This window comes from Streptomonospora nanhaiensis, from assembly GCF_026642255.1.
GTDB classification, from domain to species: Bacteria; Actinomycetota; Actinomycetes; order Streptosporangiales; family Streptosporangiaceae; genus Nocardiopsis; species Nocardiopsis tropica.
The window spans coordinates 4,009,605-4,030,607 of record NZ_CP113264.1; the positions used below are offsets into that span (position 1 = coordinate 4,009,605).

At 71.9% G+C, this 21,003-nt stretch carries 21 protein-coding genes; 10 read left to right on the plus strand and 11 right to left on the minus strand.

The features are described 5' to 3' along the window. Nucleotides 1–205: 205 nt before the first annotated feature. The 4 genes from OUQ99_RS17465 to OUQ99_RS17480 form a co-directional block, all read right to left on the minus strand. Nucleotides 206–1,018 (minus strand): CPBP family intramembrane glutamic endopeptidase, encoded by an 813-nt coding sequence (locus OUQ99_RS17465; protein WP_267944828.1) that lies wholly within the window; start codon nt 1,016–1,018, stop codon nt 206–208. Between the two features lie 177 nt (nt 1,019–1,195). Beyond that, nucleotides 1,196–1,876: a response regulator gene (locus OUQ99_RS17470; RefSeq protein ID WP_267944829.1), complete on the minus strand. Its 681-nt coding sequence runs from the start codon at nt 1,874–1,876 to the stop codon at nt 1,196–1,198. Further along, a complete protein-coding gene (locus tag OUQ99_RS17475) occupies nt 1,873–3,048 on the minus strand; it encodes a sensor histidine kinase (RefSeq protein WP_267944830.1) in 1,176 nt (391 codons plus the stop codon). The genes OUQ99_RS17470 and OUQ99_RS17475 overlap by 4 nt, the downstream gene beginning before the upstream one ends. Before the next feature lie 590 nt (nt 3,049–3,638). Then, complete coding sequence (locus OUQ99_RS17480; RefSeq protein ID WP_267944831.1) at nt 3,639–4,619, minus strand: ArsR/SmtB family transcription factor; 981 nt, start codon at nt 4,617–4,619, stop codon at nt 3,639–3,641. Between the two features lie 420 nt (nt 4,620–5,039). On the opposite strand from OUQ99_RS17480, the gene OUQ99_RS17485 reads away from it, so the two are divergent. Together OUQ99_RS17485 and OUQ99_RS17490 are read left to right on the plus strand one after the other, a co-directional pair. Then, nucleotides 5,040–5,375, plus strand: a complete 336-nt coding sequence (locus tag OUQ99_RS17485; protein WP_267944832.1) for a PadR family transcriptional regulator — start codon at nt 5,040–5,042, stop codon at nt 5,373–5,375. A 3-nt stretch (nt 5,376–5,378) separates the two neighbouring features. Further along, a complete protein-coding gene (locus OUQ99_RS17490; RefSeq protein ID WP_267944833.1) occupies nt 5,379–5,942 on the plus strand; it encodes a DUF5313 family protein in 564 nt (187 codons plus the stop codon). Between the two features lie 318 nt (nt 5,943–6,260). Here the strand turns inward: OUQ99_RS17490 and OUQ99_RS17495 are convergent, their stop codons facing one another. After that, on the minus strand, nt 6,261–7,139 hold the full coding sequence (locus tag OUQ99_RS17495; RefSeq protein ID WP_267944834.1) for a patatin-like phospholipase family protein: 879 nt from the start codon (nt 7,137–7,139) through the stop codon (nt 6,261–6,263). Between the two features lie 207 nt (nt 7,140–7,346). Here OUQ99_RS17495 and OUQ99_RS17500 point away from each other — a divergent pair. Continuing rightward, a protein-coding gene (locus tag OUQ99_RS17500) for an IS5 family transposase (protein ID WP_431061426.1) occupies nt 7,347–8,224 on the plus strand; the annotation gives its coding sequence in 2 pieces (ribosomal slippage) (nt 7,347–7,728 and nt 7,728–8,224; 879 coding nt in all). Nucleotides 8,225–8,239: 15 nt separating this feature from the next. On the opposite strand, the gene OUQ99_RS17505 is transcribed toward OUQ99_RS17500, so the two are convergent. Next, entirely contained in the window at nt 8,240–9,166 is a 927-nt protein-coding gene (locus tag OUQ99_RS17505) for an oxidoreductase (protein ID WP_267944835.1), read from the minus strand. A gap of 41 nt (nt 9,167–9,207) precedes the next feature. After that, nucleotides 9,208–9,678, minus strand: a complete 471-nt coding sequence (locus OUQ99_RS17510) for an ester cyclase (RefSeq protein ID WP_267944836.1) — start codon at nt 9,676–9,678, stop codon at nt 9,208–9,210. A 157-nt stretch (nt 9,679–9,835) separates the two neighbouring features. Between OUQ99_RS17510 and OUQ99_RS17515 the strand changes: the two genes are divergently transcribed. The 4 genes from OUQ99_RS17515 to OUQ99_RS17530 all read left to right on the plus strand — a co-directional run bounded on the left by OUQ99_RS17515 (nt 9,836) and on the right by OUQ99_RS17530 (nt 12,590). Further along, complete coding sequence (locus OUQ99_RS17515) at nt 9,836–10,510, plus strand: TetR/AcrR family transcriptional regulator (protein ID WP_267944837.1); 675 nt, start codon at nt 9,836–9,838, stop codon at nt 10,508–10,510. A gap of 342 nt (nt 10,511–10,852) precedes the next feature. Next, nucleotides 10,853–11,167, plus strand: coding sequence for a hypothetical protein (locus OUQ99_RS17520; protein ID WP_267944838.1), 315 nt, complete (start codon nt 10,853–10,855; stop codon nt 11,165–11,167). Between the two features lie 637 nt (nt 11,168–11,804). After that, entirely contained in the window at nt 11,805–12,011 is a 207-nt protein-coding gene (locus OUQ99_RS17525) for a hypothetical protein (RefSeq protein WP_267944839.1), read from the plus strand. Between the two features lie 153 nt (nt 12,012–12,164). Further along, on the plus strand, nt 12,165–12,590 hold the full coding sequence (locus OUQ99_RS17530) for a VOC family protein (RefSeq protein ID WP_267950413.1): 426 nt from the start codon (nt 12,165–12,167) through the stop codon (nt 12,588–12,590). Between the two features lie 230 nt (nt 12,591–12,820). On the opposite strand, the gene OUQ99_RS17535 is transcribed toward OUQ99_RS17530, so the two are convergent. The 3 genes from OUQ99_RS17535 to OUQ99_RS17545 all read right to left on the minus strand — a co-directional run bounded on the left by OUQ99_RS17535 (nt 12,821) and on the right by OUQ99_RS17545 (nt 17,241). Then, on the minus strand, nt 12,821–13,075 hold the full coding sequence (locus tag OUQ99_RS17535) for a hypothetical protein (protein WP_267944840.1): 255 nt from the start codon (nt 13,073–13,075) through the stop codon (nt 12,821–12,823). Nucleotides 13,076–13,152: 77 nt separating this feature from the next. Beyond that, entirely contained in the window at nt 13,153–13,758 is a 606-nt protein-coding gene (locus tag OUQ99_RS17540) for a hypothetical protein (RefSeq protein WP_267944841.1), read from the minus strand. 708 nt (nt 13,759–14,466) lie between these two features. Continuing rightward, on the minus strand, nt 14,467–17,241 hold the full coding sequence (locus OUQ99_RS17545) for an AAA family ATPase (protein ID WP_267944842.1): 2,775 nt from the start codon (nt 17,239–17,241) through the stop codon (nt 14,467–14,469). Nucleotides 17,242–17,443: 202 nt separating this feature from the next. Between OUQ99_RS17545 and OUQ99_RS17550 the strand changes: the two genes are divergently transcribed. After that, the gene (locus OUQ99_RS17550; protein ID WP_267944843.1) at nt 17,444–17,830 is read left to right on the plus strand and encodes a winged helix-turn-helix transcriptional regulator; all 387 of its coding nucleotides are present in this window, start codon (nt 17,444–17,446) and stop codon (nt 17,828–17,830) included. Between the two features lie 61 nt (nt 17,831–17,891). Here OUQ99_RS17550 and OUQ99_RS17555 read toward each other — a convergent pair whose 3' ends face one another. Next, on the minus strand, nt 17,892–18,545 hold the full coding sequence (locus tag OUQ99_RS17555; protein WP_267944844.1) for a MarR family winged helix-turn-helix transcriptional regulator: 654 nt from the start codon (nt 18,543–18,545) through the stop codon (nt 17,892–17,894). 137 nt (nt 18,546–18,682) lie between these two features. On the opposite strand from OUQ99_RS17555, the gene OUQ99_RS17560 reads away from it, so the two are divergent. Continuing rightward, nucleotides 18,683–19,654 (plus strand): aldo/keto reductase, encoded by a 972-nt coding sequence (locus tag OUQ99_RS17560; RefSeq protein ID WP_267944845.1) that lies wholly within the window; start codon nt 18,683–18,685, stop codon nt 19,652–19,654. 170 nt (nt 19,655–19,824) lie between these two features. Then, a complete protein-coding gene (locus tag OUQ99_RS17565; RefSeq protein WP_267944846.1) occupies nt 19,825–20,928 on the plus strand; it encodes a Gfo/Idh/MocA family protein in 1,104 nt (367 codons plus the stop codon). Nucleotides 20,929–21,003: the final 75 nt, after the last annotated feature.

Here is a 21,003-nt window from a genome sequence, read left to right on the forward strand (position 1 = left end):
ACCCGCGCGGACCCATGCGGAAGGGGCGGCGCGAGTCCGTCCGGCCCGTGGCACAGCGCCCCTCCCGGACGGCAGCACGCAGGCCCTTCAGCAGTTCGCGGACCGCCCCCCTGGGGCCACGTCCCCGTCCGACGCGGGATCGCGACCACCCCCGGGCCGACCGGGGACCCCTCGCCGTTCGGCGACGCAGCCGACGACCGGGAGCTCAGGCCCGGCGCGCGGGCCGGGGCACGATGTGGCCCCTGCGGTGGGCCACGCGCAGCAGGTACGCCGTGACCGCGCCGCAGAGCAGCACCGCGAAGACACTGCCCTCGGGGCCGAAGGCGCCCCCGCTGAGCGCGGTGGGCCCGCTCGTCTCCCCGGCGAACAGCCCGGCGAACGCGTCCTCGCTGCCGGAGACGGCGGTGCCGAAGACCCCGGCCTGCGCCGTGTTCCAGCCGAGGTGCAGACCGATCGGCAGCCACAGGGAGCGCGTGGCCACATAGGCGGCGCCGAGCATGAGACCGGCCTCCAGGGCGATGGCCAGCGCGCCCCACAGGGTCGCGTTCGGGTTCACCAGGTGCAGTCCGCCGAAGAGCACGGAGCTGACGGCGAGCGCTCCCCAGGTGCCGGAGACCTCCTCCACGACGCGGAAGAGCACCCCGCGGAACAGCAGCTCCTCCGCGACCGCGACCGCGCACATCAGTCCGCACACGGCGAGGAACGCCTCGAACGATCCCCAGCCGGTGATCCGGTAGCCCCCGAAGACGGCGATGACCGCGATGGTCGCGGTGAACACGCCGAGGCCGGCCGCCGTCCCCCATCCGAGTCCGCGGGCCGCCCCCTCGCGGGAGAGCTCCAGCGGCTCCCTCCCCTCGATCCGGCGGATCGCGAGCCGGTAGGCCCACAGGCCCAGGGCCGCCGCCGCGACGCCGACGGGCAGGGCCCACACCGTTGTGCCCACCGCGCTCGTCACACCGGGGATGAGCGCGGCCAGGACGCCGAACAGGAGCAGGAGGAGCAACAAGCGCGGAGCCACTTGCCGGAGCCTGCGGGGGGTGGACGCGGGTGCGGCGTCGTGGGACATGTCGGGACCACTTCCTGGAACGCGGAGCGCGGGGGGCGCTCCGACCGGTTCCCAGGCTAGAAAAGGAGCCCCCTCGGCCACATCGCCCGCGCGAGCGCGATTCGGTAGCTCGGAAGGGGGACCCGGCTCTCAGCCCTGCCGCACCAGCCCCGAGCGGTAGGCGAACACGACGGCCTGGACCCGGTCGCGCAACCGGAGTTTGGTGAGGATCCGCGACACGTGGGTCTTGACGGTCTCGTGCGCGATCGTCATCCGCTCGGCGATCTCCCCGTTGGACAGTCCCTCCGCCATGAGGAGCAGCACCTCGTGCTCGCGCCCGGTCAGCGGCTCGGTGTGCACCGGTGGAGGGGCGGGGTCGGCGGGTCGGATCCGCAGGGCGTACTCGCCGATGAGCCGCCGGGTCACCGCCGGCGCCAGCAGGGCCTCCCCCCGGGCGACCGTGCGCACGCCCGCGATCACCTCGTGCAGCGGGGCGTCCTTCAGCAGGAACCCGCTCGCTCCCGCCCGCAGTGCCTCGTAGACGTATTCGTCCAGGTTGAAGGTGGTCACCACCAGGACCCGCACCGGGTGGGGGTCCGGCGGCTCCGCCAGGCGTGCGGTCACCTCGATACCGCTCAGACCAGGCATGTGGATGTCCATCACCGCGACGTCGGGCCGCAGGTCCCGGATGACGCTCACCGCCTCGGCGCCGTCGCCGGCCTGCCCCACCACGACCATGTCCGGCTGGGCGTCGAGCACCGCGGCGTACCCGGCGCGCACCAGCTCGTCGTCCTCGCAGACCACGACACGGATGGGCGAACCACCGTTCACTTCTCCCCCCTGGGGATGTTGGCGTGCACCGTGAAGCCCCCGTCGTCGGAGGGACCCGCGCGCAGCTCCCCGCCGACGGCGCCGACCCTCTCCCGCAGGCCCGTCAGGCCGCGACCGCCGCCAGGATGGGGCCGAGGCGGTCCGGTCCCCTCGGCCGGAGGGGCGCCGCCCCCGGTGGTGATCCGCGCGCCCACCGCGTCGTCCCCGTGGTCGATGCGGACGACGACGTGCCTGTCGGGCGCGTGCTTGAGCGCGTTCGTGACGGACTCCTGGACGACGCGGTACAGGGCTTCCTCCTCCTGGGGGCGCATCGGCCGGGGCTCGCCGTCCTCGACCAGGTCCACGTTCTGCCCGGCCCTGCGGGAGCGCTCGACGAGGCCGGCGAGTTCGCCGAGGGAGGGAGCGGTCGGTTCCTCGCGCGCGTCCAGGACTCCGAGCAGGTGCCGGAGATCGTCCAGGGCGCGCCGCCCCGTCTCCCCGATGCTGGTCAGAGTGGTTCCCACCCGGTCGGACCGCCCCAGCAGGTAGCCCGCCGTGTCGGCCTGGACCACCATCGAGGTGACGTGGTGGGTGACGACGTCGTGCAGGTCGCGGGCGATACGGGCCCGTTCGGCGGCGGCGGCGTCCGCCTCCGCGCGGCGGCGGCGCTCCTCCGCGTCCAGGGCCCGGGCGCGGACCCACCCGCCGAGAGCGCAGCACGCGGCCAGGACGAGGCCGAAGGCGAAGTAGTCGGCCACGGTGGCGCGCGAGCCCGCGAGGTGCAGGAAGGAGCAGACGAGCGCGTAGGCGGCGACCGCCCCCGCGATCACCGGCACGGGGCGGCGCGGCGGGCGCGTGCCGGCGGTGTACAGGGCCACGATCAGCGCGAGGGAGGCGAAGGCGTTGGGGTAGCGCAGCAGTTGGAAGGCGGTGAACGCGGCGGCGACCACGACCAGGCAGGTGAGGGGGAACCGGCGCCGGAGGGCGAGGGGCGCGGCCTGGGCGGCGATGAGGGCCAGACCCAGGGTGTCCAGGGACCGGTCGTCCGGCAGTTCCACCAGATCGACCCCCTGGTGGGCGACCCCGGGGACGAAGGACAGGGCCACGAAGGCCGCTGGGAGCAGGGCGTCGGCCGCTCTCACTCTTCGCACGGGGCGGAGCACGCGCTCCTTCCACGCCGTTGTCTCGAACACCCGAGCAGACTATCCCGCGCCGCCGCGGGGTCGGACAAAACGCATTGCGCGGTGGTCGCGAACCGGAGCCGGGCGGGCGTCACGGTCGGCCGCCGCTTCGCGGGAGCGGTGTCCGCTGAAGTGCGGACCCGGTCGGACTTGGGCGGGGCGTAGTCAACATGGAACCAGAAGTCGACGCTGCCGCAGTTCTCGATTCAGAAAATCCCTCCGGCCTCGGTGAAGCCACATGCCGTGGAGACCAATGGAATGGACTGAGCATGAGCGGCGGAAGCAGCGAACGGGCCGATGGCCCTGAGGCCGACCAAGGCAGGGGTGAGTAGGGTCTTCATTCGCATGGGGGCTCCACTTTCACAGGAGGCATGGGTCCGTCTGCCGCTCTCGGAGCGGGCTCCGGCTGTTGTCAATATCCTCCGCTCGACGACTGTAGACCGGCAACAACCTTCGACCGTGCCCGAAATCCGCAGTTAGGAGGGATTCCCGGAGACGAGTCCTCCCCGCAGCGGGGCCCTCCACCCCACCGGTCGGGATCAAGGCGTCCGGGAAGCGGAGGTCTACGGCGGCACCGACACAGCGCGGAGCCAGACCACCGCTCAACCACCGCACAGACCACGCCCCAGGGGTGTGGCGGTGTGGTGCGCGGAGGAGCCGAGCCGGTGGGTGGCGACCAGGCCGTTCTCCCGCAGCACGCTCAGGTGCTGACTCGCGGTCGCCATGGAGACGCCGACGTGGCGGGCCACCTGGGTGGTGGAGTGTCCGTGACGGGCCACTGTGCACAGGACCTCGGCCCGGGTCCGGCCGAGGAGGTTTCCCAGCGCCTCGTCGCCACGGCGCCCCCGCACGCCTGAGATCCAGTCGGCCTCCACCGCGTCGTGGTCGACGGGGTAGACCAGGACGGGCGGCAGGGAGGGATCCCGGAGCAGAATGGGAGCGCGCCAACAGAAGAAGGACGGGATCAGGCGCAGTCCTCGCCCGTCCAGGTGCAGGTCCCGGTCGGTGAGCAGACTCCGCATCTCCAGCACGGGGGACTGCCAGTCCAGGGCCGGGCTCAGGCCGGAGAGCAGGGAGTCGACGCCTCCCTGGAGCAGCGTGCGGGCGCGCAGGGCCCGGTCGGCGTGGACATGCCGGCGGATGGAGTCCCAGTGGGGCGCCAGGGCGCGGTCGTGGTGGTCGCGCAAGGCGCCCGTGAGCCTGCGAAGGGCGCCCGTGCTCCCCCTCGCCAGGTCCGAGCTCCATCCGGGCAGCCTCCGGTCGCGTCCGAGGACCTCCAGGTCGCCGCGCAGTCGAGAGCGCGGTGTGCCCGCGAGGACGTCGATCCCCTCCTCCACGTGTCCGATGACCCCCGCGGGGGTGAGGAAGTCGGGAGAGTAACCGCGCGGGGGCACCAGGGGCAGCACGTCGCGCAGCGACTCGGAAGGGACCCCGCCAAGAGTGCGGCGCCAGGGTCCGAACACCCTGCGCCCGTCCCGGCTCTGGAGCATGTGAAGGCTGAGCAGCGTCTCCCACATGGGGTCGGGCTCCGCCGCCACCACGGTTCGCGCGAAGTCGGTGCTGGTGAAGTGGATTCTTACCATCGTTGCCATTCCCACCTGATGTGACGAGGCCTCTGTGCGCCGCGCATGAGGCGCGGCGGAGCGGGCGGAACTCGGGGAGGTGAACGGGTCGGGGAATCAGTACCGCGGCAGAGGAAAGGCGTCGGCGGGAGCGACGGTCGCGAACAGTCCGGTAGCCGTGAGGCCGACCAGGACGGGGGCGGGGAGGGTCTTCATGCGCAAGGGGAGCTCCGGTTCAGAGGAGGCGAGCGCGTGCGGACCGAGGTCTCTCGGTGACGCGCCGCACTCAACGTAGAGGACCCAGGGCCGATTTCGTAACCCTGTGTCCTATTACGGACGGGAATCGTCACAATGAGCAACAGACATCCCAGGGGCACCACGACCGCTTGCCAACACGTACCCCTGGACTTAATATGTCGTCTCCTGATATATATTCTCTGTATGAAGTTGAGTGAGCAGAGCTACCTCGTCCTCCTGGCCCTGACCGAGGGGCCCACCCACGGCTACGGGATCATCACCTCCGTGCGCCGGCTGTCCGAGGACAAGGTCAAGCTCGGCGCCGGCACCCTGTACGGGGCCCTGGACCGCTTGGGCGACCAGGGTCTGGTCGAGGCCGCGGGCGAGGAGGTCGTCAACGGGCGCAACCGCCGCTACTACCGGCTCACCGGCCAGGGACACGCGGTCCTGGCCGCCGAGACCGAGCGCATGGCCCGCCTCGCCGATCTCGCCCACCGCCTGCTCAACCCCGGCCCCCGCCCCCAGCCAGGAGGAGCCTGACCGATGGACGCCTACGAACAGCAGCTGCGCCGGGCACTGCGCTGGTACCCGCGCCACTACCGCGAGAGCCGCGGCGAGGAGATCGTGGCCACCGCACTGGAGCTGCGCGCCCCCGGCGCGACCACGGTGGACCGCGCCGAACTGCGGGGGCTGGCCCTGGCGGGGGTGCGCACACGCCTGCGCGAGAGGCCGCCGCTGTGGGCGTGGGCCGGTTACCGCCTCTTCGGCTCCCGGCTCCCCTACCGGTACCGGATGTGGGCCCGCGACGACGCGACCGGGCGCTGGTTCGCGGTGCGCCGCTTCGCCTGGGGCCTGGTCGCGCTCATGGCCGTGATGGCGGCGTGTGCTCCCCTGGCGGTGGGCGGAGCCCTCTACGCGGGGGTAGGCCCCGGGGGCGGCGAGTACACGGTGGGGCCGATGCCCAAGGCGGCGGAGAGCCTGCTGGCGGTGGGCGGGCTGTGGCTGTCCCTGTTCGTGTTCCGCCTCGACCGGGGCTCGGTACTGGCCCGGCACGGCTTCGCCCCCGGCGCCGAGCCCCCGGCCGGGGCTGACAGGCACCACGGCTGACACCGCTCTGCCCGCAGGCCTCTCCATGGCCTTGTCAAGCCGTTGAGGCTGCGGGACGCCCGTCCCGCGGCATCGCCACAACACGTTGATCCGCCGCCTGGCCGGGCACAGCACCGCTTGGGGGTGAAGTATCCCCTCGGCCCGCTCACGCCGGTCGTACTCCTGGGGCGCGCCCGGCCGCAGCAGCACCGACTGCACCGAGAGGCAGAACAGGCGGCGCCGTCTGCGGCTTGCAGTGCCGGGGCCTGCGGTTGTCATCCGATCGCGCCGCGCTCTACGACGACGACCCCCTGCTTCGACAGCCGAGTGGGGTGTCCCTCACAGCAGCGCCGCGACCTGTGGGGCAGCTCTGCGGCCGTCCTCCAGGCCGATCCGGGCGGCGCGGGGGCGCAGTCGTTGGTCGAGGACTTCTCCGGCGACTTCGGTGAAGTCCGGGCCGTCGGTGATCCTCACGATGCGTAGCCCCTGCCGTTCGAGCTCGTCGAGTTCTGCGTCTTCGGCCACGTTGGCGAGTGGTCCCGCTCGGGGACCGATGAAGATGATGGCGTCGAGGTTCTTCTCCTCGGCCAGTGCGGCGGCGCTGGGAAGGCGGGGGGCGTCGCAGTAATGGGCGCCGTCGAATCGGACCGGTGGGAAGAAGCCGGGTACGGCGCAGGAGGAAGCGACGGCTGTGGCCAGATCAATGCCGTCGCTTCGTGTCCACGACACGGTCTCGCCGGTTTCACAGCGCACGCTGGTGATGCGCAGGTCGCCCTCCGGCCAGAGGGAAAGCGGCAGCAGGGACCGGAACAGGTGGACGGCCGCGTCTTGGTCCAGGTCGCGTGTGGCGGCCATGGCGAGATGGCCGATGGCGCGGGCGCGCTCGATACCCGGTCCTTCGGGGGAGAGCATCAGGCGCATGATGTCCGGTGGAACCGCGCTGGTGCCGCCACCGGTGTCGGTGGTGGCGCCGGGGGTTGGTTCGGGGGGCGGTGCCGGTGACGTGAGCAGGGCGCCGCTTTGCTCGGCGCGGGCGCGCTCGACCAGGTCGACTCCGCCCATGGCCATCGTCGCGACGTAGGCTCCGGCCGATGTGCCGACGGCGACCGAGCAGGCCGAGGGTGTGAACCCCGCGTGCTCGCACAGGGCGGCGAGCACACCGGTCTCCCAGGCGATGCCGACCAAGCCGCCTCCGCCGAGGATCAGTCCGGTGTTCATGTCCAACTCCTTGCGTGGGTGGGGTGCCGGTCGAGGGTGTGCTTCCCACGTGCCGACCCTTGGGGGTCTAGGGCCTGTTTGGTAACTGGTGTGATCAGGGATCAAAGCACCGATCCGGTCACGCCAGGCGTGTCACCCCGCACAGCAGCGAAGCCTTCGGTAGACGAGTCAACGACCAAGAAGACCGAGCCCACCGAAGGCTTCGCTGTGACTCTACCCAAACCGGGGCGCGGTGACCTCACCGACGCCCAGTGGGCGCTGCTGTGCCCCCTGCTGCCCGCCCCGACCACGGGCCGCCCGCCCTCGCGGTCCAAACGCCAACTGATCAACGGCATCCGCTGGCGTGTGCGGGCCGGGGCGCCCTGGCGGGACGTGCCCGAACGGTACGGGCCCTGGCAGAGCGTCTACGACCTGTTCCGCCGCTGGTCCCTGGACGGCACCTGGGCCCGGCTCCTGGACTCGCTGCAGTCGGTGGCCGATGCGGCGGGACTGATCACCTGGCAGCTCAACGTGGACTCCACCATCGTGCGCGCCCACCAGCACGCCGCCGGGGCCCAGAAAAAGGGGAAGGTTCAGATCACGAAACGGTGGAGCCCGACGACCACGCCCTGGGGCGCTCGCGCGGCGGGTGGACCACCAAGATCCACCTGGCCTGCGAGCAGGGCCACAAGCCGATGTCGGTGGTGCTCACGGCGGGGCAGCGGGGAGACGCCCCGCAGTTCGAGCCGGTCATGGAGCGCGTGCGCGTGGCGGGACGGGGCCGGTCGGGGCCGGCGCGCACCCGCCCGGTGCGGGTGCGCGCCGATAAGGCCTACAGCTCGAAGAGAATCCGCTCCTACCTGCGCAGACGCAAGGTCAAAGCGACGATTCCCGAACCCTTGGACCGGGTGCGCAACCGGGAGCGCAAGGGGCGGGCCGGTGGGCGCCCGCCGGGCTTTGACAAGGTCGACTACCGGGCCCGGCACGCGGTGGAGTGCGGGATCAACCGGCTCAAACGCAACCGGGCGGTGGCCACGCGCTACGACAAGCTCGCCCTTCGCTACGAGGCCACCGTCCGGATCGCTGCCATCAACGAATGGCTCTGACTTACCAAACAGGCCCTAGGGGGCTGTTTCGGTCCCGGGGTGGAAGGGGACTCCGGTGAGCTGCTCACTCGCCGCCCACAGCCGCCTGCCCTCCGCGGGGTCGTCGGCGCCCGTGGGGAGCTTGGCGGGCTTGGGGGTGCCGGAGGTCTGGTCGCGTCCGGCGGGGCCGATGAATTCTCCGGAGCCGACGCGCGTACTGGTCGCCGCGTACAGGGAGGGCCAGGCCGCGCCCTCGGCCGAGCCCATGAGCAGGCGTGCGGCGATCGGGGTGACCAGGCGGCTCAGAGCGTCGCTGCCGTGCTGCTGCAGTCCGGTCATCGCCGACCCCGGGTGGACGACGAGCGCCTCGACGGGGCTGGCTGCCGTGCGGCGCGCGAGTTCGAGGGTGTAGACGATGTTGGCGCGCTTGGACTTGGCGTAGGCGCCCATGGCGCGGTAGCCCTTCTCGCTCATCAGGTCGTCGAGCCTGCCCGTCGGCCACCGCGCCGCGATGGCGCTGACGGTGACCACGCGCGGCGCGGACGAGCGGCGCACGGCGGGCCAGACCTGGGCGTCGAAGGCGAAGTGGCCCAGGTGGTTGGTGCCGACCGTCATCTCGAAACCGTCGCGTGTCAGCCGGCGCTCGGGCAGGTTCATCACGCCGGCGTTGTTGAAGAGCAGGTCGACCGTCTCGGTCTCGGCGATGCGCGTGGCGGCGTCGCGGACGGAGGAGAGGTCGGACAGGTCGAGCAGCAGTGTGTCGGCCCGGGCCCCGGGAGTGGAGGCGCGCACGGCCTCCGCAGCCTGGTCCAGCTTGGCCTGGCTGCGTCCGGCCAGGATGACGCGGGCCCCGTGCCGGGCCAGGACGCGCGCGGTCTCGAGCCCGATCCCGCTGCTCCCGCCGGTGATCAGCGCCGTGCGGCCGCTCTGGTCGGGGATGCTGTCAGGCGTCCAGTGGTTCATCTCTGTGGTTCTCCGCCGGTTCGTTGTGTGCTGCGCGCGGGTCATGCGGCGCTCGGAAGGGTCGTGATGCCGAGCTGGAAGAGCATGCCGAGGATGTCCTCGGCGAAGGTGGCTTCGGCGATCTTGTGGTCCTTGATGCGGTACACGGCGGTGCCCAGCCATCGGGCGTGCCTGCCGGTGGGAGCGGTGCCCATGAATGCGCCGGTGTGGGTGCCGCTGTTGGTGAACAGCAGCACGACGGTGTCGCCCTGCGCGACGACCTGGATGACGTCCAGGCGCATGCCGGTGAAGGCGCCGACGGCGTTGGCCGCCATGAAGTTCTTGTAGGCGTCGATGCCGTGGTGCTCCCCTAGGCTGCCGCCGCGCCAGATCATGTCGTCGGCCCAGAGCTCGTCGATCGTGTCGAGGTCGCCTCCGTTGACGACTTCGTCGACGAAGCGTCTGACGACCGCGATGTTCGCTTCGGTGCTTGCGGCGGGGCTCATGGTGTTCTCGCTTTCAGGGGGTGCCACGGCAACCCCTTGCGTAAGCGGAAAGCTACTCACAGTGGTGCACGGAGCAGTCCGGATGGCGACCGGCTGCCCGGCCAGGAGGTCTTCTGTGGCGCGACCCCAAGTTAAGGGACCGGTGGTCTGATGTCAAAAGACCGGCAGTCTGTATCCTTGGGGTATGACGAACTTCCAGCGTGCGCGCAGTGAGGAGCAGCGCGAGATACGGCGCCAGGCCATCCTCGACACCACCGCGACCATGCTCGAGGAGATGCCCGCCAGTGCCGTCAGCCTCAACGAACTGAGCCGCCGTGTCGGGCTGGCGAAGTCCAACGTGCTGCGCTACTTCGAATCCCGCGAGGCGATCCTGCTGGAGCTGCTCGACCGTGCCTGGCAGCAGTGGATCGCCGACCTGCCCGTCCTCCTCGACGCCGGCATCGACCAGGCGGCGTCCGTGGACCGGCGTACGGAGCAGTTCGCCACCGTCGTGGCCCGCTCCCTCGCAGAGCGCCGGGTCCTGTGCGACCTGCTGAGCGCGCAGGCGGGGGTGCTGGAGCACAACGTCTCCGCCGAGGTGGCCGCCCGCTACAAGCGCGCGGCCGTGGCCAACGTCGCCGACATCGCGGCGTTGGCCCACCGGCACCTTCCCGAGCTGGGCAACAGCGCACCCCAGCTGATCGCGGCCATGATCATGGCCATCGGTGCCGTGTGGACGCACTCCCGCCCCTCCGAGGCGATGCTGGCCGCCTACCAGGCCGACCCGTCACTCACCGCGTTCAAGCTGGACTTCGTGACTGCTCTGCAGGAGATGCTGGCCACCCTCACCGCGGGCACCATCGCCCGCGCCTCCCTGTGACCCACCCGTGCCGGAGCAACGTCGCGGACGACACGGCCGTCAACCTTCTCGCAGCCCGGGCCGTCACAGGGCGGTGAGGGTGCGCACCGTCGGAGCCCGAGCGCGCCGAGCAGTCCACGGCCAAGGACGACTGAGCCCACAGAGCCCTCCACACGACGGTCTCGCGCTCTACACAAGCAGGCAGAGCTGACCGACGACGAGTAGCCCCTCCAGCCCTCTTCCGCGCAGGGTGGCCGCGTCCGGCCATGGCCACACCCGGACGCCCAAGAGACCTTGGCTGTGCCAACCATGGCGCGCATGCTGTGCTTGCCCTATTTACCTTTGACGCAAGGAGTTCTCGTCATGCTTGGGAAGACGACTTCAGCAATCGCCGCCAGCGCGCTGGCGGCGGCCGGGCTTCTGGCTTGGTCCACTCCCGCCGCCGCAGCGACAGCTCCGCAGGCCGCTGCGGCGGTCCCCAACTGCGTTACCACCAGCCTCAACGACAGCGGAGCTACGGACTATCTGACGGTGTACAACGATTGCGACGACAACCTTCGTATCAAAGTCCTGCTGGCCTACGGCCCCGATTTCTCCTGCACAACGATTGCCGCGAACGGTCAGATGAGCTACCAGTGGCCGTGGCCCAGCAGGTTCGACGGCCTCCAGGAATGCTAGAAGGCCTGATTCCCCCGAAGCTACGGGCAGCCGACGCGCTGAGGTCCGCTGTGGCCCCCCAGGTGCGGCGCCTGCTCGACCTGGCCGCCCAGCTCCACCCCTGACACCAGCCCCGCCCTCCACCCTCGCGTGGAAGGCGGGGCTTTCTCGTGCGCGGCTGCAGTGTCCCCAGGCTCTTACGCGATGAACCTGCCGCGCGGCGGGTTCTGGCGCAGGTCACCTCAGCCCGCCCGGCCGCCAAGACGACCCTGACCACCCCGCCCCGACTCCCCGAGGTCCAGGAGGACCACTGCAGGATCTGGTGGGAGACCCCGTGTCGTGCTCAGAACGGGGTCTCATAGAGGCATGGATCTCTCCCTCCTCGACGCCTGGAACCTGTGGTGGTCCGGGCAGCAACTCACCGGCCACACCCTGTACGGCGTGCCCGTGCTGTGGTTGGGCAGACTCGGGAAACTGCTCGCGTTCCTCGCCGGTACCACCATCCTCCTGGACGTCATCGGCCCGGCCCGGCTGATGACCTGGGGGCGCGCCCTTCGTACCGAGCGCGAAGGCCCGTACTTCATCGTCGGACTGCTCGGTGTGGTGCTGCTCGGGTTGTTGCTGCTCATCGTGGCGGTCGCACTCGTACCCGAGCGCTGTGGCGGGACGATGGGGGGCGCCCCTCCTCATCGCCCTGGCCGTGCTCGCGGTCTACCCCACCGTCTGGCTGTTGCTGCTCCACGGGCCGTCCGCGGTGGCCGGCTTCGGGGCCCTGTTGGAGCGGCCCCGCTTCGAGCGAGCGGTACGCGTCATCGCGGTCCCGCTGTTCCTGCTCGGGTTCGCCCTGGATTACCTCGCCTCCTAGGCAGGCACCCCGGGAGCGGTGAGGGTCTCAAGGCAGGCCTCTGGGAACTCAGCCCGTTTCCGGGTGTCGAGAACGCGGCGCCGGCTCCGTCCCGGGTACACCTGGGCACGCCGGGCCACGCGACGAAGGAGAACCACCATGACGATTCAGCGGATGGACAACGTCGGCATCGTCGTCGACGACCTGGAGGCCGCCATCGCCTTCTTCACCGAACTCGGCATGGAATTAGAGGGCAGAGCGCAGATCGAGGGCCCCTGGGCGGACCGCACCGTCGGACTCGACGGCGTCCGCTGCGACATCGCGATGATGCGCACCCCAGACGGGCACGGACGTCTTGAGCTGGCAAAATACCACTCCCCCGCGCCGATCGGCGCCGGTCCGCACAACCCGCCGCACAACACGCTGGGCATGCATCGCGTCATGTTCGCCGTCGACGACATCGAGGACGTCGTTGCCCGTCTGCGCACTCACGGCGCCGAACTCGTCGGTGAGCTGGCCCGGTACGGGGACAGCTACCGGCTCTGCTACGTCCGCGGCCCCGCGGGGATCATCGTCGGGTTGGCCGAACAGCTCGGTTAGCGATGGCACGGGCACCGTTGCGCGAACGCGTGACCAGGCGTTCCCGCTTCCGACCGACCCGATCGGCGGATCCCCGATAGGATCACGCCTTGCCGATCACCACCCGCCGGCTCGTGGATATCCACGAGCCGGCGGGGTCCCGGCGGGGTGCCCCGGGTTTCCTGGCAGGACACAGGGGGCACCACGCCGGTCGCGGGCGCTCCGGCCGCTCGGCCCGGAACGGTGTCCGGTCACTCCTGCACGGTGACGTTCACCTGCAGGGTCGAGCGGTCGGAGTCGCTCCCGGGCGTCGGCCGGGCGGACGTGTACCACTGGCCCACGCCGACCGCCAGCGCCGCGGCCGCGATCACCACTCCCAAGGCCGTGAGCAGGAGCATCCTCGTGTTCCGCCGGGCCTCCTCGGCGGCCGGACCGTTCTCGGCGGAGCAGCACTCCGCCCTCTTCCGGGCGCGTCGGCCCCGCGCCCCGTCCCGGTTGTCGGACACCTGTCCCTCTGCCTCTCCTCGCGCGCGAGACCTGGGCCTTCTCCGCTGGGGCCGACGGGCCCCGTCCCCCCGCACCGTCAGTCCTTCGGCGGGAGCAGGATCATGGTGGGGCGCTCCTCGCCGTTCTGGTCCAGGCGCCGCCATGCCGTCACCCACCGCTGGAAGTCCTCCTCGGACCCTCCGCACGCGACCACGAACGCGTTGAGCACGGAGTACTTGGGGAGCTGGTCACCGCGCAGCGTCGCACAGAAGGCCGCCGCCGAGCAGAACTCCACCCGGCGGTTCATCTCCCGGAACGAGGGCTCCCCCGCCCACCGCCGGTAGCGGCGCATGGTCTCGATGAACTCGGCGGGGGTCGCGGCCAGGAGCGGGTCGGGCTTGAGGTCGTGGCCCGGAAGGTCCGGCACGGCCTGCGGCCGGCGGCGCGCCCCGGCCGCGGAACCGTGGGAGGAGCGCTCGCCGACGACGAGCACCTCCACGCTGCGGCCGGTCCGGGTGCGGGGCTCCTCCGGGGGCGTCACGGAGACCACCGGGACCACGGGGACCTCGCCCCACAGCATTCCCTCGGCGTCCACGCGGACCCGGCGCGGCAGGGCGTCGGGAACGACTTCGTAGCCGTATTCGGGGCGGTAGCGGAACAGGGACTGCTGGGGGCCGCTCTCGGGCTGGCGCCGCTGGTTCATCGGCCGGCCTCCGCCCCGTGCGCGACGGGGGCGGTGCCCCCGGTCCGGCCGCAGGCGCACAACGTGCCTGTGGATGTGGTGCCCCTGTGAAAGATGAAGCGAATCATGGGCTCAACAACCCTTTCGTGAAGGATTTTCCTCTTCGACTGGACCGGAACACACCCGCTCATAGCGGAAAGAAATCGCGACAGATACCCCGGAGACGTCGCGATCGAGAGGTGGATGCCCGTGAGGTGTCGATGTGGGGAAAAGTACCTCAAGTCGAGGAGGAAGCGGCATGGGGGAGAACAGGGTATGCCCGATTGAGTGCCTAATATGAACCAATGAGCCTGATGCGCACACACGTCGGAATCGCGTTCCCAGGCGTTCAGAAACGTTCAGGAACGTTCACAGGTGAGATCTACTCGTTCGTAGGCTTTTAAACGCGGCACGCCGGGTACAAAACGCCATGCGCGGATCAGAACAAGTTTCTCAGTTCCGGTCACGCGCAAACCAGGTTATCGGAATTCTGAAACCTGGGAGGGCGACTCGACTGGACACCGGGGAGCGAGGAGTGGAGACCTTCGCGCCCCGTTCGAGAAGGTGCCCCCTGCGCCGCCTCCGGTAGGTCCCCCCGAGCTACCGGAGGCGGCCCGAACCCCCGGCGACCACCGTCCCGGCGTCGTCCGGCCCGCGAACGGCTTCGGCAGCCCCACACACCGGCACGGCTCAACCCGGCTCCGGGCCGCCGTGGGTGCGCCCCAGCTCGGACCGCGCGGTGATGCCCAGCTTGGCGAACACGTTGCCGAGGTGGTGGCCCACGGTGCGGTGACTGATCCGCAGCTTCGCGGCGATCTCGCGGTTCGTCATCCGCTGAGCGGCCAGCCGGGCGATCCTGTGCTCCTGGGCGGTGAGTCGGACGTCCTCTCCGGCGTCGGAGCTCCCCCGGCCGCCCGGGGGGCCGGTGAGGTCCCGTTCACGCCGCGCGCGCCGGCCCAGCGGCTCGGCCCCCAGCCGGTCGAACACCTCCAAGGCGCTCCCGAGGTGGACACGCGCATCGGTCCGCCGGCGCCCCCGACGCAACCACTCGCCGTAGAACAGCTGGACGCGGGCGCGCAGGAGAGGTTGCGATCGTGTGCCGTGCACGTCGAGCGCGGTTCGGAAGGCGTCCTCGGCGCGGGGTCCGCCCAACAGCGCCTCGGCGGCGTGCGCGGAGGAGCACGCCCACGGCGCTCCGGTGCGCCGCGCCCAGGCGTGCAGCCGCCGCACCCGTTCCTCGGCGACGTCGAGCCGTCCCACGTGCACAGCGGCCTCGGCGGTGTCGAGCGCGGCCAGCAGCGCGAAGGTCGGGTGCATCGCGCCGTGTCCGGGGTCGGCCAGGCGCAGCAGGGTGTCCAGCGCTTCCCCGGGGCGCTCCTGGAACAGACTCGTCATGCCCTTGATCCAGTAGGACGCCGCGCTCACCGCACGGCTTCCCCGGGGGAGCGCGGTCCGTAGCACGCGGTCGGCGGCCTCGGCGGCCCGGTGCTCGTCACCGCGCACGGCGGCGAGCCAGCCCAGGCAGTTGCGGCAGTGGGCGGCGATCTGGTCGGCGCCCACGTCCTCCGCAAGCCGCAACCCTTCCTCGGCCGCGGACTCCGACTCCGCCCAGCGGCCGGCGAAGCCGTCCAGCGTCGCGGTATGGGCCAGGACGTCGGCGAGCCGGGCCGGTTCGAAACGCCGCCGCAGGTGCGGCGCTCGGCGGCGCAGCGCGTCCCCCGTCGCCGTGTCGATGCCCCAGACCACAGCGAGAGGAGCAGGCGGAAGCAACCGCAGCGGCGTCCTCCGCGCCCGGGAGAGGGCGTCGGCGAAACCGGTCGCGTCGGCCGGCGCGGTGTCGGCGGCCGGGTCGTCGCTCCACCAGGCCAGGAGGACGGGCAGCCCGGCCCGCTCCTCGACGTCGAGTTCCAGCAGCGCCTCCAGAGCCCCGGCCGCCAGATCGCTGCGTCCGGCCGCCCAGCCGGCGCGCATGGCCGTGGTGCCCAGCTCCAGCGCCGTACCCGGGTCCTCGACCAGCTCCATGTCGGTGGTCAGGTAGTGGTGGGCCAGTTCGGGGGCGCCGCGGGACGACTCGATGACACCCCGCAGTCCCAGGCTGCAGCGGGCGATGTGGGTCCCCGGGGCCAACCGCTCCGCGTCGTCGAGCAGGCGCTCCGCGGTGGTCGCCCACCCGGCGTCCCAGGCGGCCCGTGCGGCTCCGGCGAGCCTCCGGGAGGCGTCGATCGGCGCCGGGGAGAGTTCGGCGGCCCGCCGCAGCGCCCGTGCCTCCGCCGCCATGGCACCGCGGAGCCGGGAGCGGGCAGCGGTCCGTTCGAGCAGCCCGGCGACGTCCTCGTCGTGGTCGTGTGCGGCGGAGGCGAGGTGCCAGGCGTGCTCGTCCGCCTCGTCCGGCAGCGCGGCGGCCAGGGCCTGGTGCGCCCGCCGCCTCGCCGCGGCACCGCAGCACTCGTAGACGGCTCTGCGCACGACGGGGTGGCGAAACCCCACTCGGTCGCCCCTCACGCGCAGCAGGCCCGCGTCCGCCGCCTCGTCCCAGGCGGTGTCGTCGATGCCGAAGGCGCGGCCGGCCCGCCGCACCACGAGCAGGTCACCGTGGTCCTCGGCCGCCACGAGTACGGTGAGTAACCGCGCCGGGGGGCTCAGGGCCTCGATCGCGGCACGGAAGGCGCGACACAGCCGCGGTCCGACGGGCGGCCGCAGCCGGCCGGGGAGGGGTTCGACCTCGTCGGGAACCCAGTCGGACCCGACCGACTCCAGCAGCGCCAGGGGGTTGCCCCCCGCTTCCTCGACCGCCGCCCGCACCACGGCCTCGTCGGCGCGCGGGGCCACGGTCGCGTGAAGGTGCCGGGCGCTCTCCTCGGCCAGGCCCTCGACCCGCACGTCGGGGATGCCCTCCCACGGCCGGGCGGCCGGGTCTCCGTGGTCGGCCACCAGCACCACCACGGGATGTGCCGCCACACGCCGGACGAGGATTCCCAGGCACCGCGCGCTGGCTGCGTCGAGCCACTGCGCGTCGTCCAGCAAGACGAGGACGGGCCGCTCTTCGGCGATCGCGCAGAGCAGCGACAGCACGGCCGCCCCCACCGGGAGAGGGTTCGCCGACGCCGTACCCGCTTCGAGTGCGGTACGCAACACCGCGCCCCTGTCCGTCGGCAGCGACCCCGTCCGCGCGGCCACCGGTCGCAGCAGCCCGTGCAGCCCGGCGAAGGGCAGGTCCGACTCCGACCGGGTGGCCCGGTGGCCGAGCCGGACGAAGTCCGCGGCCCGGTCGTGGGCGTAGCGCAGCAGGGTGGACTTGCCGATGCCCGGTTCGCCCCACAGCGCGAGGGCGCCGCCCCTACCGCCGCGTGCCCCCGAGAGAAGCCCGTCGAGGGCCGCGGTCTCCTCCTGGCGGCCGATCGGCTCCGCCGTTGCCGGGAGAACCCCGGCTTCGGCGGTGTGCGTGTCGGAAAGCGGCGGTTTCATGGCGCTCGATCGGCGGTGAGGGGCTCGCGAGCGGCACCGGCGGGCGGGTGAGGTCCGTGTCCCGGCGAGTGTCCCCGGTTCATGGCGATTCCCGACAGATGGGATGCGTGTTCATGGTCCAAGACTGCCCAACAGCTCCCTTCAGCAACAAAACAGACATGACTCGGTCAGCAAAGATGACCCTCTCCGGTACCCTGCCCGCATGGCCAGATCCCGACCGACCGACACGTCCGCGGCTCCCTCCGCACACGGTGGTGCAGCCGACGAATTCGAGTACATCGACGACGAGGTGTGCCGCAGCTTCCAGCGCTCGGTCGAGATCGTGGGCAAAAAGTGGACCGCCTCGGTGCTGCTGGCGTCCGTGCGGGGCGCCCGCAGGTTCGTCGAGTACCGCTCGTACGTTCCCGGCATCTCGAACCAGCTGCTGTCCCAGCGCCTGCGGGAACTGCAGGCCCACGGGCTGATCGACCGGACGGTCGTGCCGACCACCCCGGTGCAGATCCTGTACCGGCCCACCGAACGCGGGGCCGGGCTGATGCGCGTCCTGCACCCGCTCGTCGAGTGGAGCATCGAGAACGACCGGGAGTGAGGGACCGTCACCGACGACCGGTGAGCCCCCACCCCCGGCCGTCCGGGACCGGGCGGCGGGGTTACCCGTGCGGCGGTGTGGGACCGTCCGCCCGGGATGTCGCTCCCTCCTCGGGAGCCGGTGCCGCTGAGCCGCTCTCGGATCGCCCGTGCTTGATGGCGGCCTCGACCGCGGTGCCGATACGGCGCAGCGCCGCGAGCTCCTGCGGCCCCAGGCCGTCGATCAGATACTCGCGGACCGCCGCGACGTGCCCCGGCGCCGCCGCCACCACCGCCTCGTGACCGGCCTCGGTCAGTATCGCGTCGGTGCGCCGACCGGCCCCCGGAACCCGGGCCCGTGTGAGCAGTCCGCGCTTCTCCAGCCGCCCCGCCACGTGCGACAACCGCGACAGCGACGCCGACGTGCGCGCGGCCAGCTCGCTCATGCGCAGGGTGTGCGCCGGCTGCTCGGAGAGCACCGAGAGCACCATGTACTCGAAGAAGGTCATCCGGGACTCGCGCTGCATCCGCGCGTCCAGCGCGGCCGGCAGGCTGATCATGAGCGCGGAGTTGGCCAGCCACGCCGCCAACTCGTCGGGCTCCAGCCACCGCGCCGGCGCAGCCGAAGGGGCGGGCCGTCCCGCGTGGAGATCCTCGCCGGGCTCCGCCCTCTCGGTCGTCGGCCCCTGGGACGCGTCCCGGTCCGACCCGTGCTCCCCCGCCGTGATTCTCGCCATGACCCCATCCTAACCGCCGTTGTTGACGGATCAAGTTGAGTCACGTAGAACTTGATGCGTCAAGTTCGCACGGCCCGGGGCACACCGGCACAGGTGCGCCACCGCGGACCGGCGACCCGTCCAGGAAGGACCACCGCATGCGGACCACATCGCTCGGCGGCCTCCAGGTCTCGCGCATCGGCCTCGGCGTCATGGGAATGTCCGCGTTCTACACCGGAGCAGGCCGTGACGACGCCGCGTCGATCCGCACCGTCCAGAGGGCCGTGGACCTCGGCGCCACCCATCTGGACACCGCCGAGGCCTACGGGCCCTACGTCAACGAGGAACTCCTGGGCCGCGCGATCAGCGGCCGCCGCGACCAGGTCGTCGTCGCCACCAAGTTCGGCCTCGTCTCCCACACCGGCCGACCGGGCCCCGACAGCACCCCCGCCAACATCCGCGCGGCGGTGGAGGGCTCCCTGCGGCGTCTCGGAACCGACCGCATCGACCTGTACTACCAGCACCGCGTCGACCCCGGCACCCCCGTCGAGGACACGGTGGGCGCGCTGGGCGAACTGGTGGCCGCGGGCAAGGTGCGCCACATCGGCCTGTCGGAGGCGGCCTCGGCAACGATCCGCCGGGCCCACGCGGTCCACCCCGTGGCCGCCGTCCAGACGGAGTACTCGCTGTGGACCCGTGACGTCGAGGCCGACGTGCTGCCCGCTCTGCGGGAACTGGGGATCGGCCTGGTCCCCTATGCGCCTCTCGGGCACGGCTTCCTCACCGGCGGCATCCGCTCGCTGGACGGCCTGGACGCCAACGACTGGCGGCGTACCAACCCCCGGTTCACCGGCGGCAACCTCGCGCGCAACCTGCGCATCGTCGATGGGGTGAGCGGGGTCGCCGCGGAGGTCGGAGCCACGCCGGCGCAGGTCGCCCTCGCGTGGCTGCTCGCGCAGGGCGAAGGCATCGCTCCCATTCCGGGCACCAGGCGCGCCGACCGTCTCGAGGAGAACACCGCCGCCGACGGCCTGCGGCTCACCGGCGCCCAGATCACCCGGTTGAACGAACTGGCGCCGGCCTCCGGCGAGCGCCACGCCGCCGCCGACATGGCCGCCGTCGACCGCTGAGAAGGCGGCGGGGCGCGTACCGCCCCGCGCGCCCGCCGACCGAACCGGTCGGCTCCCGGGCGGTGGCGCGACGCCTCCGGGACGGCCCCACCACTTCCGCGCCCCGACAGCGGACCGGACCTACGGACCAGCCGTACGCCGGCCGCTCATCAAGAACGGAACCGCACATCATGTCGAACAGCCCGATCCGTGTCGGCGTCATCGGCGCCGACACCGAGGCGAGTTGGGCGGGGGCGTCGCACGTCCCCGCCCTGGCGGCGCAGCCGGAGTTCAGGTTGGCGGCCGTGGCGACCCGGCGCGAGGAGAGTGCGCGCCGCGCGGCCGAGGTGTTCGGCGCCGAGTCCTGGTTCGCCGATCCCTTCGAACTGATCGGCGACCCCTCCGTCGATCTCGTCACCGTGGCCGTCAAGGTTCCGGCCCACCGCGAACTCGTGCTGGCGGCACTCGCGGCGGGCAAGGCCGTGTACTCGGAGTCCCCGCTGGGCGCGACCGTCGCGCAAACCGAGGAGATGGCCGCGGCGGCGGGCCGACTGCACACGGCGATCGGCCTGCAGGGGCGGCACAACCCCTCGGTGCGCCGCGCCGGGCAGATCGTGGCGGAGGGCCGGCTGGGGCGACTGCTCTCGGCACGGGTCGCCGCGACGACGTTCGGCAACGGCCCGGAGTCGGTGAGCGCCTACGCGTACTTCGACAAGGCGGCGGCGGGAGCCGGTTTCCTGACCATCGCGGTGGGCCACGTGCTCGACGTGGTCGAGGCGGTCCTCGGGCGCGTCACCGAGATCGACGCGCGCACCGAACTCCTGTGGCCACGGGTACGGCTGACCGACACCGGCGAGATGTCGGTCCGGGAGACACCGGACCACCTCGACGCCGTCGTCAAGACCGCCTCGGGTGCGCCGGTGGGAGTGCAGGTCCTGGCGGGCGTACCCGCGGCGGACGCCCGCTTCAGCCTGGAGGTCCGCGGAACGGACGGCCGGCTGGCGCTGACCGGCGACCATCCCGCGGGTGTTCAGGTCGGCGACCTCGTGCTGACCTCGAGTGCGGAGTTCACGGCGCCCGACGCCCCCGTCGCCTCCGGCGCCGGCCCGACCGCCGCGGAGGTCTGGACGGGCGCCTCCGTCAACGTGGGAGAGGTGTATGCCGCTCTGGCCCGCGACATCAGGAACAGGACGTACGACACCCCGGGATTCGCGCACGCCGTCCACAACAGCCGACTGATCGCCCGGGTGGAACAGGCCGCGCGAACCGGCCTCCGGCAGCACCTGCGGCCGTGACCGATACGGCGACCGATTCGCGGACCCGAACGGCTGCCGTAGGTTCAGTCCCGCTCGAGGGTCTTTCGGCCCGCA

Bases quoted from the DNA above. Each gene is read 5' to 3' on its own strand.
- OUQ99_RS17480 (WP_267944831.1), bottom strand. From the start codon at position 4,619: ATGGTAAGAATCCACTTCACCAGCACCGACTTCGCGCGAACCGTGGTG.
- OUQ99_RS17485 (WP_267944832.1), top strand. From the start codon at position 5,040: ATGAAGTTGAGTGAGCAGAGCTACCTCGTCCTCCTGGCCCTGACCGAG.
- OUQ99_RS17490 (WP_267944833.1), top strand. From the start codon at position 5,379: ATGGACGCCTACGAACAGCAGCTGCGCCGGGCACTGCGCTGGTACCCG.
- OUQ99_RS17495 (WP_267944834.1), bottom strand. From the start codon at position 7,139: ATGAACACCGGACTGATCCTCGGCGGAGGCGGCTTGGTCGGCATCGCC.
- OUQ99_RS17505 (WP_267944835.1), bottom strand. From the start codon at position 9,166: ATGAACCACTGGACGCCTGACAGCATCCCCGACCAGAGCGGCCGCACG.
- OUQ99_RS17515 (WP_267944837.1), top strand. From the start codon at position 9,836: ATGACGAACTTCCAGCGTGCGCGCAGTGAGGAGCAGCGCGAGATACGG.
- OUQ99_RS17520 (WP_267944838.1), top strand. From the start codon at position 10,853: ATGCTTGGGAAGACGACTTCAGCAATCGCCGCCAGCGCGCTGGCGGCG.
- OUQ99_RS17530 (WP_267950413.1), top strand. From the start codon at position 12,165: ATGGACAACGTCGGCATCGTCGTCGACGACCTGGAGGCCGCCATCGCC.
- OUQ99_RS17540 (WP_267944841.1), bottom strand. From the start codon at position 13,758: ATGAACCAGCGGCGCCAGCCCGAGAGCGGCCCCCAGCAGTCCCTGTTC.
- OUQ99_RS17545 (WP_267944842.1), bottom strand. From the start codon at position 17,241: ATGAAACCGCCGCTTTCCGACACGCACACCGCCGAAGCCGGGGTTCTC.
- OUQ99_RS17550 (WP_267944843.1), top strand. From the start codon at position 17,444: ATGGCCAGATCCCGACCGACCGACACGTCCGCGGCTCCCTCCGCACAC.
- OUQ99_RS17555 (WP_267944844.1), bottom strand. From the start codon at position 18,545: ATGGCGAGAATCACGGCGGGGGAGCACGGGTCGGACCGGGACGCGTCC.
- OUQ99_RS17560 (WP_267944845.1), top strand. From the start codon at position 18,683: ATGCGGACCACATCGCTCGGCGGCCTCCAGGTCTCGCGCATCGGCCTC.
- OUQ99_RS17565 (WP_267944846.1), top strand. From the start codon at position 19,825: ATGTCGAACAGCCCGATCCGTGTCGGCGTCATCGGCGCCGACACCGAG.